The 16,367-nt window shown below is 71.2% G+C and carries 14 protein-coding genes; 3 read left to right on the top strand and 11 right to left on the bottom strand.

Annotated features, from left to right (window positions below; translation table 11 throughout):
• Nucleotides 1-140: 140 nt before the first annotated feature.
• The 5 genes from mltG to ACZ4Z1_RS01470 form a co-directional block, all read right to left on the bottom strand.
• A complete protein-coding gene (gene mltG, locus ACZ4Z1_RS01450; RefSeq protein ID WP_468484535.1) occupies nucleotides 141-1,943 on the bottom strand; it encodes an endolytic transglycosylase MltG in 1,803 nt (600 codons plus the stop codon).
• Between the two features lie 125 nt (nucleotides 1,944-2,068).
• A complete protein-coding gene (gene ruvX, locus ACZ4Z1_RS01455) occupies nucleotides 2,069-2,533 on the bottom strand; it encodes a Holliday junction resolvase RuvX (RefSeq protein WP_030023480.1) in 465 nt (154 codons plus the stop codon).
• 13 nt (nucleotides 2,534-2,546) lie between these two features.
• Nucleotides 2,547-5,216, bottom strand: coding sequence for an alanine--tRNA ligase (gene alaS / locus ACZ4Z1_RS01460; protein WP_468484536.1), 2,670 nt, complete (start codon nucleotides 5,214-5,216; stop codon nucleotides 2,547-2,549).
• Nucleotides 5,216-5,569: a DUF6167 family protein gene (locus ACZ4Z1_RS01465; protein ID WP_468484537.1), complete on the bottom strand. Its 354-nt coding sequence runs from the start codon at nucleotides 5,567-5,569 to the stop codon at nucleotides 5,216-5,218. Before ACZ4Z1_RS01465 ends, alaS begins: the two co-directional genes overlap by 1 nt.
• 8 nt (nucleotides 5,570-5,577) lie before the next feature.
• Nucleotides 5,578-6,012 carry a DUF948 domain-containing protein gene (locus ACZ4Z1_RS01470; protein ID WP_365842155.1) on the bottom strand — a complete coding sequence of 145 codons (435 nt, stop codon included), beginning with the start codon at nucleotides 6,010-6,012 and terminating at the stop codon, nucleotides 5,578-5,580.
• A gap of 168 nt (nucleotides 6,013-6,180) precedes the next feature.
• On the opposite strand from ACZ4Z1_RS01470, the gene ACZ4Z1_RS01475 reads away from it, so the two are divergent.
• Nucleotides 6,181-8,427, top strand: coding sequence for an ATP-binding protein (locus ACZ4Z1_RS01475; protein ID WP_468484538.1), 2,247 nt, complete (start codon nucleotides 6,181-6,183; stop codon nucleotides 8,425-8,427).
• Nucleotides 8,428-8,480: 53 nt separating this feature from the next.
• Here the strand turns inward: ACZ4Z1_RS01475 and rpsD are convergent, their stop codons facing one another.
• Nucleotides 8,481-9,092: a 30S ribosomal protein S4 gene (rpsD, locus tag ACZ4Z1_RS01480; RefSeq protein WP_030023487.1), complete on the bottom strand. Its 612-nt coding sequence runs from the start codon at nucleotides 9,090-9,092 to the stop codon at nucleotides 8,481-8,483.
• 185 nt (nucleotides 9,093-9,277) lie between these two features.
• On the opposite strand from rpsD, the gene ACZ4Z1_RS01485 reads away from it, so the two are divergent.
• Nucleotides 9,278-10,036: a DUF2470 domain-containing protein gene (locus ACZ4Z1_RS01485; protein WP_468484849.1), complete on the top strand. Its 759-nt coding sequence runs from the start codon at nucleotides 9,278-9,280 to the stop codon at nucleotides 10,034-10,036.
• A 102-nt stretch (nucleotides 10,037-10,138) separates the two neighbouring features.
• Here the strand turns inward: ACZ4Z1_RS01485 and ACZ4Z1_RS01490 are convergent, their stop codons facing one another.
• The 5 genes from ACZ4Z1_RS01490 to ACZ4Z1_RS01510 form a co-directional block, all read right to left on the bottom strand.
• Nucleotides 10,139-10,654: a 2,4'-dihydroxyacetophenone dioxygenase family protein gene (locus ACZ4Z1_RS01490; RefSeq protein WP_468484539.1), complete on the bottom strand. Its 516-nt coding sequence runs from the start codon at nucleotides 10,652-10,654 to the stop codon at nucleotides 10,139-10,141.
• A 194-nt stretch (nucleotides 10,655-10,848) separates the two neighbouring features.
• Nucleotides 10,849-12,204: a replication-associated recombination protein A gene (locus ACZ4Z1_RS01495; RefSeq protein WP_468484540.1), complete on the bottom strand. Its 1,356-nt coding sequence runs from the start codon at nucleotides 12,202-12,204 to the stop codon at nucleotides 10,849-10,851.
• Nucleotides 12,205-12,296: 92 nt separating this feature from the next.
• Nucleotides 12,297-12,938 carry a vitamin K epoxide reductase family protein gene (locus ACZ4Z1_RS01500; RefSeq protein WP_468484541.1) on the bottom strand — a complete coding sequence of 214 codons (642 nt, stop codon included), beginning with the start codon at nucleotides 12,936-12,938 and terminating at the stop codon, nucleotides 12,297-12,299.
• Nucleotides 12,939-13,147: 209 nt separating this feature from the next.
• Nucleotides 13,148-14,410, bottom strand: coding sequence for a histidine--tRNA ligase (gene hisS, locus ACZ4Z1_RS01505; protein ID WP_468484542.1), 1,263 nt, complete (start codon nucleotides 14,408-14,410; stop codon nucleotides 13,148-13,150).
• 11 nt (nucleotides 14,411-14,421) lie between these two features.
• Nucleotides 14,422-15,141, bottom strand: coding sequence for an MBL fold metallo-hydrolase (locus tag ACZ4Z1_RS01510; RefSeq protein WP_468484543.1), 720 nt, complete (start codon nucleotides 15,139-15,141; stop codon nucleotides 14,422-14,424).
• A gap of 156 nt (nucleotides 15,142-15,297) precedes the next feature.
• Here ACZ4Z1_RS01510 and ACZ4Z1_RS01515 point away from each other — a divergent pair, with 156 nt between their 5' ends.
• Nucleotides 15,298-16,125 (top strand): peptidylprolyl isomerase, encoded by an 828-nt coding sequence (locus ACZ4Z1_RS01515; protein WP_468484544.1) that lies wholly within the window; start codon nucleotides 15,298-15,300, stop codon nucleotides 16,123-16,125.
• Nucleotides 16,126-16,367: the final 242 nt, after the last annotated feature.

A 16,367-nucleotide genomic window follows, 5' to 3' on the forward strand; every position in this document is an offset into this window, starting at 1 on the left:
CAGTGTTTAGACCTTGGATTCCACGGACCCTTCTTCCCTCCCCCCCGAACCCCCGAACCAACAAACAACCCTCCACCCGGCGCCCGGGCCCCCCCCGCCCCGCCCCCCCCACTCCCACGGCGGCGGCCGGGCCCTGGGACCTACGACTGGCGCTTGCGCTTGTTGAACTCCGCGACCAGCTTCTCGTGGTCCTTGAGGTTGGTCGTGAAGTCCGTCTTCTTGCCGTCGATCGAGATGAAGAACAGCCACTTGGCGCTGTTGTCCGGGTCGATGGACGCCTTCAGCGCGTCCTCGCCCGGGTTGCCGATCGGGCCGGGCGGCAGGCCCTTGTAGAAGTACGTGTTGTACGGGTCGTCGTAGCTGCGGATCTCGCGCGTACTGATGTCGATCTTGCTCTGGTTCTTCAGGTAGTTGTACGTGGAGTCGAATTCGAGCTTCTGGTTGGTGACCGTGTTGCTCGGCGCGAGCCGGTTGTAGACGACCGCGGCCATCTTGCGGAAGTCGTCGTGGGTGATGCCCTCGGCCTGGGTGAGGCTGGCGACCGTGATCAGGTCCAGCGGTGACTTGAGGTCGAGCTTCTTCGCGTTCGCCTCCAGGTCGTACTTGGCGTACTCCCGGTTGGCCCGCGCCACCATCTCCTTGAGGACGTCCGCCGGCTTCGCCTTGCCGCTGACGCTGTAGGTGGAGGGGTAGAGGAACCCTTCCAGCGGGTCCTTGATCTTCGGGTTGCTGTTCGCCCAGGAGGGCAGCCCGAGGTTCTTGGCCTGGGAGAGGGCGACGTCCTTGGTCGTGCCGGACTTCAGGCGCAGCTTCTTGTCGATCAGGTCGTAGACGGCACCGTTGCGCAGGCCTTCGCGGACGGTGAGGCCGTTGCGGCTCTTGGGGTCGAGCATGAGCTGCACCGCGGACGCCGCCGACATCTGCTTGCGCAGCGAGTAGGCACCGGCCTGGAGCTGCTTGTCGCTGGCCGCCTCGGTGAAGGCGTCGGCGCTCTTGACGACGCCCTCGCGTTTGAGGATCAGGCCCATCTCCATGACGGAGGTGCCCGACGGGATCTGGACCTGGACGTCCCCGCTGCCCTCGCCCTCGAAGTCGGGGGCCGGGCCGAAGTGGCTCATCCAGAAGTCGTAGCCGAAGTAGGCGACCGCGCCGCCGCCGACGACGAAGACACCGGCGACGATCAGGCAGGCCATGCGGCTCCGCTGTCTGGTCTTCTTGCCGCGGCGCTCGCGCCCGGCGCGGCGTTCCTCGCGCGGGTCGGTGTCGTCGTAGCCGTCCCGCTCGTCGCGGTCGTCCCGATCGTCCTGGAAGAAGGAGTGCGCCGGGTCCCGTACCTGCTCGTCCTGGCCGGGCCCGGGAGCGGCCCGGAAGTCATCGCCGGGCGGGGACGGGTGCGGCGGCTGGCGCAGCTGCTCCGGCCGTACGGCCTCGAACTGGGCGGTCTGGGCGACCTGGTCACCCTGGTCGCCCTGGCCCTGCTGCTGCCCGTGCGGGCCGGGCTGTCCCGGTCCCTGCTGCCGGTGGTGCTGCGGCTGCGGCGGCGGGTAGGCGTCCTGCGTCCCGTAGTAGTCCGGGCTCTGGCCGCTGTACGGGTCGACCGGCGGGTGCTGTCCGTACGGGTCGTACGGGGCGCCGCCCTGGGAGGCGTCCCATCCGCCGCCGTACTGCTGCTGGGCCGGGGGGTAGGGGCCGGACAGCTCGTCCCACTGCCGGTCCTGCGGCTGCTGCCCGTAAGGCGGCTGCTGGCCGCCGTGCTGCTGGCCCCCGTGCTGCGGACCACCGTGCCCCTGGCCGTAGGCGGCCTGCTGCTGACCGCCGTACCGCCCCCCGTAGGAATCTTGCTGAGGTTGTTGCGGCTGACCTCCGTAACGACCCTGGTCTCCGTAGAGAGGGTCGTCGGGATGCCACGGTTCGGAGCCGTAGCCCCGGCCATACTCAGTCATCGATCCCCTAGAGCCGCGAGGCGGTGCGCTCCTGGGTGGCAGCGCCTGCGGTACCGACCGCCTCTTTCTGCACGTGCGGTTGTTCGATCCGCCGCGACGTCGCGCGGAACGTTACCGTACCGCGATCAGATGACCACTTCGACGCTCTCTCCGGGTGGCTGCCCAGACACCCGTTCGGTCTCCAGTGCGCTCTGCAGAATCACCACGGCAGCGGCCTGATCCACCACCGAACGGCCCTTCTTGCTCCGGACCCCCGAGGCCCGCAGACCCTGCGTGGCTGTGACGGTTGTCATGCGCTCATCGACGAGACGTACCGCCACCGGAGCGATCCCGCGCGCCATCTCCTGCGCGAAGGCCCGCACCTTGGCCGCGGCCGGCCCCTCTCCCCCGTTCAGGGAGCGGGGCAGGCCGACGACGACCTCGATGGGCTCGTACTCCTCGACGATCGCTTTGAGCCGCCGGTGCGCGGCCGGGACGTCCCGGCCCGGCACCGTCTCCACGGGGGTCGCGAGGACCCCGTCGGGGTCGCACGAGGCGACCCCGATCCGGGCGTCCCCCACGTCGATGGCGAGGCGCCTGCCGCGCCGCATCTCACTCACGCGCTCAGGCCGCCTCGGCCACGAGCCGCTCGACGGCCTCGACGGCCTCGGGCACCGCGGCGGCGTTCTGGCCGCCGCCCTGGGCCACGTCCGGCTTGCCGCCGCCACCGCCACCGAGCGTCTTGGCGGCCGTACGGACCAGGTCACCGGCCTTGATGCCGCGCTCGCGGGCGGCCTCGTTGGTGGCGATGACGGTCAGCGGGCGGCCGCCCGCCACCGTGAACAGGGCGACCACGGCCGGGCGGTCGCCCGGGATGCGGCCGCGCACGTCCAGCACCAGCTTGCGCAGGTCGTCGGCGGAGGTGCCGTCGGCGACCTGGGCGGCGGCCAGCGCGACACCCCGTACGTCCTTGGCGCCCTGGGCCAGCCCGGCGGCGGCCTGGAGGACCTTCTCCGCGCGGTAGCGCTCGATCTCCTTCTCGGCCTCGCGCAGCTTGGCCAGCATCCCGGAGACCTTCTCGGGCAGCTCCTCGGGGCGGCCCTTGACCAGCTCGGTCAGCTGCGAGACGACGGTGTGCTCGCGGGCCAGGAAGTGGTACGCGTCGGCGCCGACCAGGGCCTCCACGCGGCGCACGCCGGAGCCGATGGAGGACTCGCCGAGCAGCTTGACCAGGCCCAGCTGGGCGGTGTTGGCGACGTGCGTGCCGCCGCACAGCTCCTTGGAGAAGTCGCCGATGGTCACCACGCGCACCCGGTCGCCGTACTTCTCGCCGAACTCGGCGATGGCGCCCTGCTTCTTGGCGTCCTCCATGCTCATGACCTCGGCCTGGACGTCCAGCTCACGGGAGAGCACCTCGTTGATCCGCTGCTCGACGTCGGTCAGGACCGTGCCGGGTACGGCGGCCGGCGAACCGAAGTCGAAGCGGAAGCGGCCCGGGGAGTTCTCCGAACCGGCCTGGGCGGCGGTCGGGCCGAGCGCGTCGCGCAGCGCCTGGTGGGTGAGGTGGGTGGCGCTGTGGGCACGGGCGATGGCCCGGCGGCGCTTGACGTCGATGGTGGCGTACGCGGACGAGCCGACCACCACCTCGCCGACCTGGACGACGCCCTTGTGCACCGTGACGCCCGGGACCGGCCGCTGCACGTCGCGGACCTCGACGACGGCGCCGGACTCCAGCCGGATGCGGCCGGTGTCGGCGAGCTGGCCGCCGCCCTCGGCGTAGAAGGGGGTGCGGTCCAGGACGACCTCGACCTCGTCGCCCTCGTGGGCGGCGGGCGCGGACACGCCGTTGGCCAGCAGGCCCACGACGGTGGACTCGCCTTCGGTGTGGCTGTAGCCGGTGAATTCGGTGGCGCCGGCGCGGTCGGCGACCTCGCGGTAGGCGGACAGGTCGGCGTGGCCGTGCTTCTTGGCCTGGGCGTCGGCCTTGGCGCGCTCCCGCTGCTCCTTCATCAGCCGGCGGAAGCCGTTCTCGTCCACCGAAAGGCCCTGTTCGGCGGCCATTTCGAGGGTGAGGTCGATGGGGAAGCCCCAGGTGTCGTGGAGCAGGAACGCCTTGTCGCCGGGGAGCACCGTGCCGCCGGCGGCCTTGGTCTCGGTGACGGCGGTGTCCAGGATGTTGGTGCCGGCCTTGAGCGTCTTGAGGAAGGCGGCCTCCTCGGCGAGCGCGACCGTCTCGATGCGCTTGCGGTCCTCGATCAGCTCCGGGTACTGCTGGCCCATCGTCTTGATGACGACGTCGAGCAGGTCGGCGACGACCGGCCCGGTGGCGCCGAGCAGGCGCATGTTGCGGATGGCGCGGCGCATGATGCGGCGCAGCACGTAGCCGCGGCCTTCGTTGCCGGGGGTGACGCCGTCGCCGATGAGCATGGTGGAGGTGCGCATGTGGTCGGCGACCACGCGCAGCGACACGTCGCTGTCCTCGCCGGCGCCGTAGCGTACGCCGGTCAGCTCGCCGGCCTTGTCGATGACGACACGCAGGGTGTCGGTCTCGTACATGTTGCGGACGCCCTGGAGGATCATCGCCAGGCGTTCCAGGCCGAGGCCGGTGTCGATGTTCTTGCTCGGCAGGTCACCGAGGATCTCGAAGTCCTCCTTGCCGGTGCCCTCGCCGCGCTCGTACTGCATGAAGACCAGGTTCCAGATCTCCACGTACCGCTCGTCGTTGACGGCCGGGCCGCCCTCGACGCCGAACTCCGGACCGCGGTCGTAGTTGATCTCGGAGCACGGGCCGCACGGGCCCGGGACGCCCATGGACCAGTAGTTCTCCTTCTTGCCCAGGCGCTGGATGCGCTCCTTGGGCACGCCGACGACCTCGTGCCAGATGCGCTCGGCCTCGTCGTCGTCCAGGTAGACGGTGATCCAGAGCTTCTCCGGGTCCAGGCCGTAGCCACCGTCCGCCTGCGAGCCGGTCAGCAGCTCCCAGGCGTGCTTGATGGCGCCTTCCTTGAAGTAGTCGCCGAAGGAGAAGTTGCCGCACATCTGGAAGAACGTGCCGTGCCGGGTGGTCTTGCCGACCTCTTCGATGTCCGGCGTGCGCACGCACTTCTGGACGCTGGTGGCCCGGGCGAACGGCGGCTTGACCTCGCCGAGGAAGTACGGCTTGAAGGGCACCATGCCCGCGGGGACCAGCAGCAGCGTCGGGTCGTCCGCGATGAGCGACGCCGACGGCACGACGGTGTGCCCGCGCTCCTCGAAGAAGCGCAGCCAGCGGCGGCGGATTTCAGCCGACTCCATCAGTGGTCCTCATTTCCGGTCGGTCCGGTCGGTCCGGGTGTTCTCGTTCGGTGCTGCGTGATCTGGTACTGCGTCGGTTCGAGCGCGGTGCGGGGACGCGCCGGCGGCAGCTCGCGGGCGTCGCCCCGGTCCGTGAGGCCCAGTGCTTCGTGGAGCTGCCCTTCACGGTCCGCCATTCCCGTCCGGACGTCCAATGCGAATTGGCGGAGCCGGTGTCCGGTCTCGACGGCCTTGTCGGCGGCCTGCGCCGCGAGGCTGTCCGGCTGGAGCTTGCGCAGCTTGCGGTTGACCTTGGTGGTGGCCCAGACCCCGGCGGCGGCGCCGGTGGTGAACCAGAATGCGCGGCGGAACATCGCGGCGATCAGTCCTTGGAGCGACGGTTGCGGCGCCCGCCTCGGCGGGCTGCGGGCAGGGTACGGCCGACGACGGTGCGCTTCGGCTCGGGCGGCGCGCCCTTCTTGCCGATCGCGCGGCGCACGCCGTAGCCGAACGCCGCGACCTTGACCAGCGGCCCGCCGAACGCGGAGGAGACGGTCGAGGAGAGCGCGGAGGCGTTGGCGGTGACCTCCTGGACGTCGGAGGCGATCGCGTCGACGCGGGCGAGCTGGGTGTGCGCGGAGCGGACGGTCGCGGACGCGTCGGCCAGGAGCGGTACGGCCTGTTCGGACACCTCGGCGACCATCTTGGTCGTCGCCTTGAGCGTCTGTGCGAGCCTCACCAGCACGAGGGCGAGGAAGGACACGAGGATCGCCCAGAAGACGGCCACGAGGATCCCGGCCACCTCTCCACCGGACACGTTGGCACCACTCTCCGACTGACTTGGTCTGGCTTCGTCCTGCTCGAACGGCAGAGCCCGAGCCTATCGCGCCGCGGCCGTCCGCCCGTACCGCGTATCCCGTGCGGCGCGGGGGCCGCCGCCGGGCGATTGTACGGTGCGCACACCTGCGAGTACGCTCCGTGTTCCATGCGACGCCCGATGCGCCCCGGCCCCGTTTCCCGCCCCTTCGCCACGCGCCTGCGGGTGCCGGGGAACCTGCCGGCGGAGCTGACCCGGTTCGTCGGCCGCGATGGCGAACTCACCGCGCTCGCCGGCCATCTGGAGGCGGCCCGGCTGGTGACGCTCACCGGTGTCGGCGGGGTCGGCAAGACCCGGCTCGCCACCCAGGCCGCCGCACTCGTGCAGGATCGCTTCTGCGACGGGGTGTGGCTGGTCGAGCTGGCCGCCCTGCGCCACGGCAGCCTGCTGGACCACGCCGTCGCCGAAGCGCTGGGCCTCGCCGGCCACACGGGACGGCCGCCGCGCGCCGCGCTGCGCGACCACCTCGCCGACCGCGAGCTGCTGCTCGTCCTGGACGGGTACGAGCACCTGGTCGACGACTGCGCCGCACTCGCCGCCGACCTGCTCCGCCGGGCACCCGGCCTGCGCGTCCTGGCCGCGGGCCGCCGGCCGCTCGGCCTGCCCGGCGAGCAGAACCTGCCGCTGCCGCCGATGGACGGCCCGGACGCGGCCGCCCTCTTCCGCGACCGCGCCACGGCCGTGGTCCCCGGCTTCCGCACCGACGCGGACGACGAGGCCGCCGTCGCCGAGCTGTGCCGCCGGCTGGACGGCATCCCGCTCGCCCTGGAGCTGGCGGCCGGGCGGCTGCGGGTCCTGTCGGTGGAACAGGTGCTGCACCGGATCGACGACCGCTTCCGGCTGCTGACCGGGGGCGCCCGCACCTCTCCCCCGGGCTTCCCGGCGTCCCCCGGGGAGGGGGCGCCTCCGTCGCGCCACCAGACGCTGCGGACGGCCATCGGCTGGAGCCACGAGCTGTGCACGCCCGCGGAACGGCTGTTGTGGGCGCGGCTCTCGGTCTTCGCCGGGCAGTTCGACCTGGACGCCGCGGAGTACATCTGCTCGGGCCCCGACCTGCCGGCCGACGAGCTGCTCGACGTCCTCGGTGAACTGGTGGCCCAGTCCGTGGCCGTACGGGAGGAGACCCCGGCGGGCCTGCGCTACCGGATGCTGGACACCGTACGGGAGTACGGTGCGGGCTGGCTGGAAGCGCTGGGCGACGTCGAGCGGCTGCGCCGCAGGCACCGCGACTGGTACGTGGGCCTGGCCACCTGGTGCGAGCTGGACTGGTTCAGCCCGCGGCAGGCCGAGGTGGCCGCCCGTATCGAGTGCGAGCTGCCCAACCTGCGGATCGCCCTGGAATACAGCCTCGACAGCCCCGGTGACGCGCACCTGGGCCAGTACCTGGCGGGCACTCTGTGGTTCTACTGGGTCGGCTGCGGCCGGCTCTCGGAGGGACGGCACTGGCTCGACCGCTCACTGGAACTGGACGGCGAGCACGACGACGCCCGCCTGAAGGCCCTCTGGGTGGCCGGATACGTGGCGGTGCTCCAGGGCGACGCGGTCGGCGCGATGAGTGTGCTCCAGGAGTGCGGCGAGGAGGCGGAGCGTGCGGGCAACGCCACCGCGGCCGCGTACGCCGTGCACCGCACCGGCTGCCTCGCGCTGGTCCGCGACGACATGCCGCGCGCCGAGCGGCTGCTGCGCGACGCCCTGGGCCGCTATCGGGAGATCGGAGAACTCAACAGCAACGTGCTGATGGGGCAGGTCGAGCTGGCGATGACGGTGGCCTTCCAGGGCGACCTCGCGCAGGCGGTACGGCTGTGCGAGGACGTACGGCGGATCTGCGACGACCACGGGGAGCGGTGGACCCTGGCGTACGCGCTGTTCGTGCTGGCCTACGCGGCCTGGAACCGGGGCGAGGCGGCGCGGGCGCGCGCGCTGCTGGAGGAGTGCCTTGCCATCGACCATGCCTTCCACGACCTGCTGGGCGCGGTGCTGGCCATCGAGCTGCTGGCGCTGGTCACGCTCGGCGAAGGCGATCCGGCGGAAGCGGCGCTGCTCCAGGGGGCCGCCGGGCGGATCTGGCCCTCGGTGGGGCTGCCGCTGTTCGGCTCCCGCTACTACAACCGGCCGCACCAGCTGTGCGAGGAGCAGGCACGGGAACTGCTCGGGGCGGAGCGGTACGAGCGCTGCGTGGGCGCCGGCGCCCGGCTGGACCTGGACGCGGCGGTCGCCCGGATCCTCGACGGTGGCGGGGACACCCGGCCGGGCGGAGCCGTACCGGGCCCGCGCGCCGCGACATCGCGACCGCGCCCGGAAACGGGCGAACCCGCCGCCTCTCCCACCGCGAGCGGTGGGGAGACGACGGGCTGAGCACGCGGCCGGCTGCGCGCGGGGCGCGCGGCCGTGCGGTGATGACGCCTGGATCAGCGGGCGTAGTACTCGACGACGAGCTGCTCGTCGCAGATCACCGGGATCTCCTTGCGCTGCGGGTCACGGTCCAGGCGGAAGGCCAGGGCCTTGAGGTTGACCTGCAGGTAGCGGGGGGTCTCGCCGTCGGGGGCGTAGCCACCCTCGCGCGCGACCTGGAAGGGGTGCTTCTCGCGGCTGCGCTCGCGGACCATCACGACGTCGTCGGGACGGACGCGGAAGGACGGCTTGTCGACCTTGCGGTCGTTCACCGAGATGTGGCCGTGGACGACCATCTGACGGGCCTGGTAGATCGTCCGGGCGATGCCCGAACGCAGGACGAGCGCGTCCAGACGGCGCTCAAGCTCGATGATCAGCGCTTCGCCGGTCTTGCCTTCGACCTTCCGAGCGCGGTCGTAGGCACGCGCCATCTGGCGCTCGCTGATGTCGTACTGCGCACGCAGACGCTGCTTCTCCAGCAGACGGACCTTGTAGTCACTGTTCTGCTTGCGGCCACGGCCGTGCTCGCCGGGCGGGTAGGGACGGGCCTCGAAGTACTTGACGGCCTTCGGCGTCAGGGCGATGCCGAGAGCGCGCGACTTCTTGACCTTGGGACGCGACTGGTTCACGTGGAACGGACCTCCGTGTAGGTTAGGTTAGGCTTACCTTACTTCGAGGAGAACGCATGTTTCGACCTGGGATCCCCCTGCCCGGTGCTGGTCAGAGCACCGGGACGGGTCAGCCGCGTCCCGTGGAAGACGCCCAGCAGCCAGCCGCCGCCGAGCGCGTACGAACCCTCGTCGAGTCCAATGGTATGGCCTCGCTGAGCATCCCCGGAATCGAGGACCCCGACGACGCCGGACTCTCCGCACCAGTATGCCGTACGGTCACCCCTGCTGGTGACGTCCTGCTACTGGTTCCCGGGGACTCCGCGGCCGCCAGGGCCGCCGCACACGCCCAGGACGACGACCTCACCGCCGTGATGGAGATCACCGATGTGGCACCCGTCTCGGTGCCCCACCGCATCCGCGGCCGCGCCTGGATCGCGGGCTGGCTCACCCCCGTACGCAACGAGGAGCGCGCCCGCGCCGCCATGCTGCTCGCCGAGCGGCACCCGGTCGGCGAGCTGCTCGGCATCGGCGAGGCCCTGCAGCCGGATCCGCCGCCGGGCATGTTCGGGCGGCCCGCCTGGATGATGCTGCGCATGGAGGTCGGCGAGGCCTCCGTGGACGACCTGTGGGGCGCGCAGGCCATCGAGCCGGAGGAGTTCGCCAAGGCCGACCCCGACCCGCTGGCGGCTCACGAGGCCGAACTGCTCCAGCATCTGCACTCGGCCCACAGCGACCAGGTCCGCGGCCTGTGCACGCTGCTCGGCGACCGCTCGCAGCGCGCCTGCGACTTCCGCGACCGCGCCGTGCCGGTGGCCCTGGACCGCTTCGGCCTGCGCGTCCGCTTCACCGACGCCGCACACCGCTCCTTCGACGCCCGCTTCGACTTCCCCGAACCCGTCCGCGACGTCTTCGAACTCCGCCGGGCCATGCACACCCTCTTCGACGCGGCCGCGTCGGGATGACCCCGAGAGCCCCCGATCGCCGGACGGGCGACCAGCCGGCCCGTCCGGCGATCGGGGAGCGGCGCGAAAGCTCCTTGTCTCCGCACACCCCCTAGGCCGGGATCACAGATAGAGCGCCCGGTTGACCGGGATGCCCTGCTCCTGGCAGCCGCGCTCGTAGTGGTCGATGAACCAGAAGACGTCGATCACCTCGGTCACCCGGTCCTGCGCGTCGAGGAACTCCACCGGCCCGTTCAGCCAGAAGACGGTCTTCATGCCCTCGTCGGAGACCAGGGTGTGGGTACGGCCCGGACTCTCCCGCACGAAGTCACCGGGGCGGCCGACCCAGTCGTACTCCAGGTAGCGCCAGCTGCCGTCGAGCACATAGCCCGAGACCGGGCCGCGGTGGCGGTGACGGCCCAGCACGCCGCCGGCCTGCACCCACAGCACGTTCGCGGCCGAGCTGCTGCGGACGTCGAACGTCAGATGCTTGATCATCACCTGCGGGACGAAGGGGAGCCAGGGCGAGTCCGCCTCCGCGATATGGCCTTCGGGCAGCGCGTACTGGTCCCGGCGCCGGTCGATCCGCGCTTCGATCGCGGCCAGGCTGTCCGCACCCGGGTGCGAGCTGATCGTCATGGCGGACGTCCTTCCTGTCGGCACTGGAACGGACACACAGGCACAGCCATGTTCGGCTCTCCCCGGCCCGGCGCGACAGTCGCCTTCCGGACGGCCGGGTCAGCAGCACACAGCCCGTCCGGCGATTGAGGACGGCCCTCAGCCGCGAGTGACCCGCACCCGGCGCGCGACCGCCCCCGTCCACGCACCCGCGTTTACGGTTCCTCGCCGCGCAGCCGGCTTCGGACGCGATCCGTCACGTCCGCGTACCGCGCCTCCGCGCCGTACCGCGTCGGCTCGTAATACCGCTTCCCGTGCACCTCGTCCGGCGCGTACTGCTGGGCCGCGATGCCGCCGGGCAGGTCGTGCGGGTACTGATAGCCCTTGCCGTGCCCCAGCTTCTCGGCGCCCTTGTAGTGGCTGTCGCGCAGATGCGGTGGGACGGGGCCCGCGAGTCCGGCGCGTACGTCTGCGAGGGCGGCGTCGATCGCCAGGTAGGCCGCGTTGGACTTGGGGGCCAGGGCCAGCGCGATCGTGGCCTGGCTGAGGGTGATGCGGGCCTCGGGGAAGCCGATCAGCGCGACGGCCTGGGCGGCGGCGACCGCGGTCTGCAGGGCGGACGGGTCGGCGAGCCCGATGTCCTCGCTCGCCGAGATCATCAGCCGGCGGGCGATGAACCGCGGGTCCTCCCCCGCCTCGATCATCCGTGCCAGATAGTGCAGCGCTGCGTCCACGTCGGAGCCGCGGATGGACTTGATCAGGGCGCTGGCGACGTCGTAGTGCTGGTCGCCGGCCCGGTCGTACTTCACCGCGGCCCGGTCGACGGACTCCTCCAGCGTCTGGAGGGTGATCTCCTTCTCGCCCTTGGAGATCGCCGACCCGGCGCCGGCCTCCAGTGCCGTGAGCGCGCGGCGCGCGTCGCCGCCCGCGATGCGCAGCAGGTGCGCCTCGGTGTCCTCGGGCAGGGTGACCGCGCCCGCCAGCCCCCGCGCGTCCGTAAGCGCGCGCTTCAGCAGGCCGCGCAGGTCGTCGTCGGTGAGCGGTTCGAGCGTGAGCAGGAGGGAACGGGAGAGCAGCGGGGAGATCACCGAGAAGTACGGGTTCTCGGTCGTGGCGGCGATCAGCGTCACCCAGCGGTTCTCGACGGCAGGCAGCAGGGAGTCCTGCTGGGCCTTGCTGAAGCGGTGGATCTCGTCGAGGAAGAGGACGGTCTCCTTGCCGTAGCCGCCCGAGGCGCGGCGCGCGCCGTCGATGACGGAGCGCACTTCCTTGACCCCGGCGGTGATCGCGGACAGCTCCACGAAGCGCTTGTTCGTCGCCTGGCTGACCACGTACGCGAGGGTGGTCTTGCCGATGCCGGGCGGTCCCCACAGGAAGACGGAGGACGGGCCTGCGGGCCCGCCGTTGCCCTCGCCGACCAGGCGGCGCAGCGGCGAGCCCGGCTTGAGCAGGTGTTGCTGGCCGACCACCTCGTCGAGGGTGCGCGGACGCATCCGTACGGCGAGGGGTGACCCGGTGGGGTCTTTCTCCTGGCGGTCTTCGGCAGCGGCGGTGAACAGGTCGGGCTCCACGTTCCCGAGCCTAGTTCACCCCACTGACAACGCCGCCGGGGAGCCGGTTCCCCGGCCGCCCGACGGCGTTTCGAAAAGACTCGCGGACCGGTTCAGATCAGCGTGCTCCAGTACGACCACCACTTGGTGAGGATCAGCAGCGCGATCACGCCGTACCAGAGCACCGGCACGACCCAGTGGAACTCCAGCACCGCCTTCCGCAGCCCGTCCGGCGCGGGGATGATGCCGTGCTTGAGGTTGTGCACGGTGGTGTACCAGAACATCAGGATGGTGACGCACCAGGTCAGCGTGCACCACAGGCACAGCGAGTTGATGACGTACAGCGACTGCGACATCAGCCACATGCAGAAGACGGCGCCCGCGAGCGTGCCGATGTTCAGACCGATCCAGTACCAGGCGCGGTAGCGGGCACCCGCGAGCAGTCCGACACCGACGGCGATGACCACGCCGAACGCGATCAGGCCGGCGACCGGGTTGGGGAAGCCGAAGACCTCGGCCTGCGCGCTCTGCATCACGTTGCCGCAGGAGATGATCGGGTTCAGGCTGCAGGCCGGCTTGAAGCTGGGGTCCTTCAGCAGCTCGATCTTGTCCAGGGTGATCACCCAGGACGCGAGGATGCCGAGCGCACTGGTGATCACCAGCAGCCAGGCCAGGCCCCGCCCCGAGCCGGTCGTGCCGCCGCGGCGCGGGTGACCGTCGCCGGTGGACACGTCGTCAAGCGCTGTCGTCGTCATATCGCCGTTCCGTCGGTGCCTTGGGGAGTGAGCGGACGGCGCGTTCCAACTGGCGCGCGCCGGGCCCTCATTCTGCCCCAACCGGACACGCGACCACTGTTCGATGCATATAAAGACCCCCTTCCGAGCCACCGTGCGGACAGCGCGGTGGACGGCCGGAAGGGGGTCCCGTACCCGACGGCGGGCGTCCCGTACAGAGGCGGCCGGGGTCAGCCGAGCCTGCGGCGGACCTCTTCGACGACCTGGTCCAGCGCGACCGGGGTCTGCTCGCCGCTCTCCAGGTCCTTGAGCTGCACGACGCCTTCGGCCAGATCCCGCTCACCGGCGACGACCGCGAGGCGGGCACCCGAGCGGTTCGCCGACTTCATCGCGTTCTTCAGGCCCTTGCCGCCGTACGCGAAGTCGGTGGCGACCCCGGCCCTGCGCAGCTCGGTGACCGTGGCGAACAGGGTCCGCCGGGCCTCCTCGCCGAGCGGCACGGCGAACACGGCCGTGCTGGCGGGCAGCTCCAGCTCGACGCCCTCGGCCTCCAGGGCCAGCACCGTGCGGTCCACGCCGAGCGCCCAGCCCACCGAGGGCAGCGCGGGGCCGCCGATCATCTCGGACAGGCCGTCGTAACGTCCGCCGCCGCCGACCGCGGACTGCGAGCCGAGGCCGTCGTGGACGAACTCGAAGGTCGTACGGGTGTAGTAGTCCAGCCCGCGTACCAGCTTCGGGTCGTCCTCGTAGGCGACGCCCGCCGCGGTCAGCAGCTCGCGCACCTGCTCGTGGTACGCCTTGCACGCCTCGCACAGGTGGTCGCGCAGCAGCGGCGCGCCCACCAGCTGCTTCTGCACGTCGGGACGCTTGTCGTCGAGCACCCGCAGCGGGTTGATCTCGGCGCGGCGGCGGGTGTCCTCGTCCAGGTCGAGCCCGTACAGGAACTCCTGGAGGGCCGCCCGGTAGACGGGACGGCACTCCTTGTCGCCGAGCGAGTTGAGCAGGATGCGGAAGTTCTTCAGGCCCAGCGACCGGTAGGCGTCGTTGGCCAGGATGATCAGCTCGGCGTCCAGCGCCGGGTCCTCGGCACCGATGGCCTCCGCGCCGACCTGCGAGAAGTGGCGGTAGCGGCCCTTCTGCGGGCGCTCGTAGCGGTAGTACGAGCCGGAGTACCAGAGCTTGACGGGGAGGTTGCCCGCCTTGTGGAGGCTGGCCTCCAGGGCGGCGCGCAGGACGGAGGCGGTGCCTTCGGGGCGCAGCGCGAGCTGGTCGCCGCCCTTGGTCTCGAAGGCGTACATCTCCTTGGTCACGATGTCGGTGGACTCACCGACACCGCGCGCGAACAGCTCGACGTTCTCGAAGCCGGGCGTCTCGATGTAGCCGTAGCCGGAGCGCTTGAGGGGTCCGGAGATCGCGTCGCGGACCGCCAGGTAGGTCGCGGACTGCGGCGGGATCAGGTCGTAGGTGCCCTTGGGGGCCTTGAAGGTGCTCACGGAAGTTCTCGTCACATTCCTCGTCGCGGAGCCGGGCGCTGCGGTGCGCCGTCTCCGAGGCCGGCGGCCACGTCCCGCAGGAACGGGTTGGTGGCGCGCTCGCGGCCGATGGTGGTCTGGGGGCCGTGGCCGGACAGCACCACGGTCTCGTCCTGGAGCGGCAGGCACACCCGCTCCAGCGACCGCAGTATCTCGGCGTGGTCGCCGCCCGGCAGGTCGGTACGTCCGATGGAGCCGGCGAACAGCAGGTCGCCCGAGAAGAAGACCGGCGGAATGTCGGCCTGCTCGGGCATCCTGAAGGTCACCGACCCCTTGGTATGGCCCGGGGCGTGCGCGACGGAGAACTCCAGCCCGGCCAGCTCCAGCGTCGCGCCGTCGCCCAGCTCCTTGACGTCGTCCGGCTCCCCCACGGTCAGCTCGCCCATGAGCTGCTGCCCGATGGAGCGGCCGAGGGCCTTCTCCGGGTCGCTCATCATGTAGCGGTCCTCGGGGTGGATCCAGGCGGGCACGTCGTGCGCGCCGCACACCGGGACGACCGAGGCGACGTGGTCGATATGGCCGTGGGTGAGGACGACGGCGACGGGCTTGAGCCGATGCTTCTTCAGTGCTTCCTCGACGCCCTGGGCGGCCTGGTGGCCCGGGTCGATGATCACGCACTCCTCGCCTGCGGCCGGGGCGACCAGATAACAGTTGGTCCCCCAGGCCCCGGCGGGGAACCCGGCAATGAGCACGTTCGTCCTCAACATTCGACAGCGGCGGACGGATCACCGCACGGCGATCCGGAAGATTTCGGCTGTTGAAGAGCCTACCGGCGGGACTCCCACCCGGGCGAACCCGTATACGGTACGGCCCACGGCAGACCTCAGCGCACACCTAGGAGACGACCGGTGGTCAGCAGCGATCAGCGGCGGCGGCAGCTCGCCCGTGAGAAGTTCGAGCGCCAGCAGCAGCGGCGTGCCGCGGCCCGGCGCAAGGCCAAGCGCCGCAACGTGATCGTCGCCTCGGCGGTGGCGGTCGCACTGGCCGCGGGCGCGGCCGCGTACGCCTCGGTCGGGCTGGCCGGCGGCGACGGCAGCACGACGGACGCCGCGGCGCCGAGCCCGGGCAAGGCCGCCGACCCGTGCGGCAAGCCGGCCCCGGGCGCGCCGTCCAAGGAGCGCTGGAAGAAGGAGCCGGCGATGTCCGTGGACACCTCCGCTTCGTACGCGATGAAGCTGGAGACGACCTGCGGCGACATCGGGATCAAGCTGGACGCCGCGAAGGCTCCGCACACCGTCAACTCGTTCCGTTTCCTGGCGGGCGAGAAGTTCTTCGACCACAGCAAGTGTCACCGCCTGGTCGACCAGGGCATCTACGTCCTGCAGTGCGGCGACCCGACCGGCACCGGCGCGGGCACCCCCGGCTACACCGTCCCGGACGAGAACCTGAAGGACCCGAAGCTCAAGGGCGACGTCTACCCGGCGGGCACGGTCGCGATGGCGAACCGCTACGACGGCAAGAGCGACAAGACCCGTAACAGCGGCGGCAGCCAGTTCTTCCTGGTCTACCAGGACAGCAAGCTGCCCCCGAACTACACGCCCTTCGGGACGGTCACCGAGGGCATGGACGTCCTGAAGAAGATCGCGGCGGCGGGCTCCAGTCCCGACCAGGCGACGGGCAACACCGCGCCGAACGCGACGGTGGTGATCAACCGGGCGACGGTCACGAAATCCTGACCCGGGTGCGCCCCCGGGCACGCCGGAGGCGCCGCCGCGGTGGGCGAACCGCGAAATTTCGGTCGTGCTGGATGCGGACAGCCGGCCCGCCGGTCGCCTAGATTGGCGTTGTGTAGGGTGCCTGCTCCGACGGCTGCCACCCGCACCCGCAAGACACCCGTCGGACCGGCCGGGGCGCTGCCCCGCCGGACAGAAACTGTGGACGATGCCGGGGGGCGACGCGCTCTCGTCGGCATCATGTG

The organism is Streptomyces sp. NPDC030165, assembly GCF_055573595.1.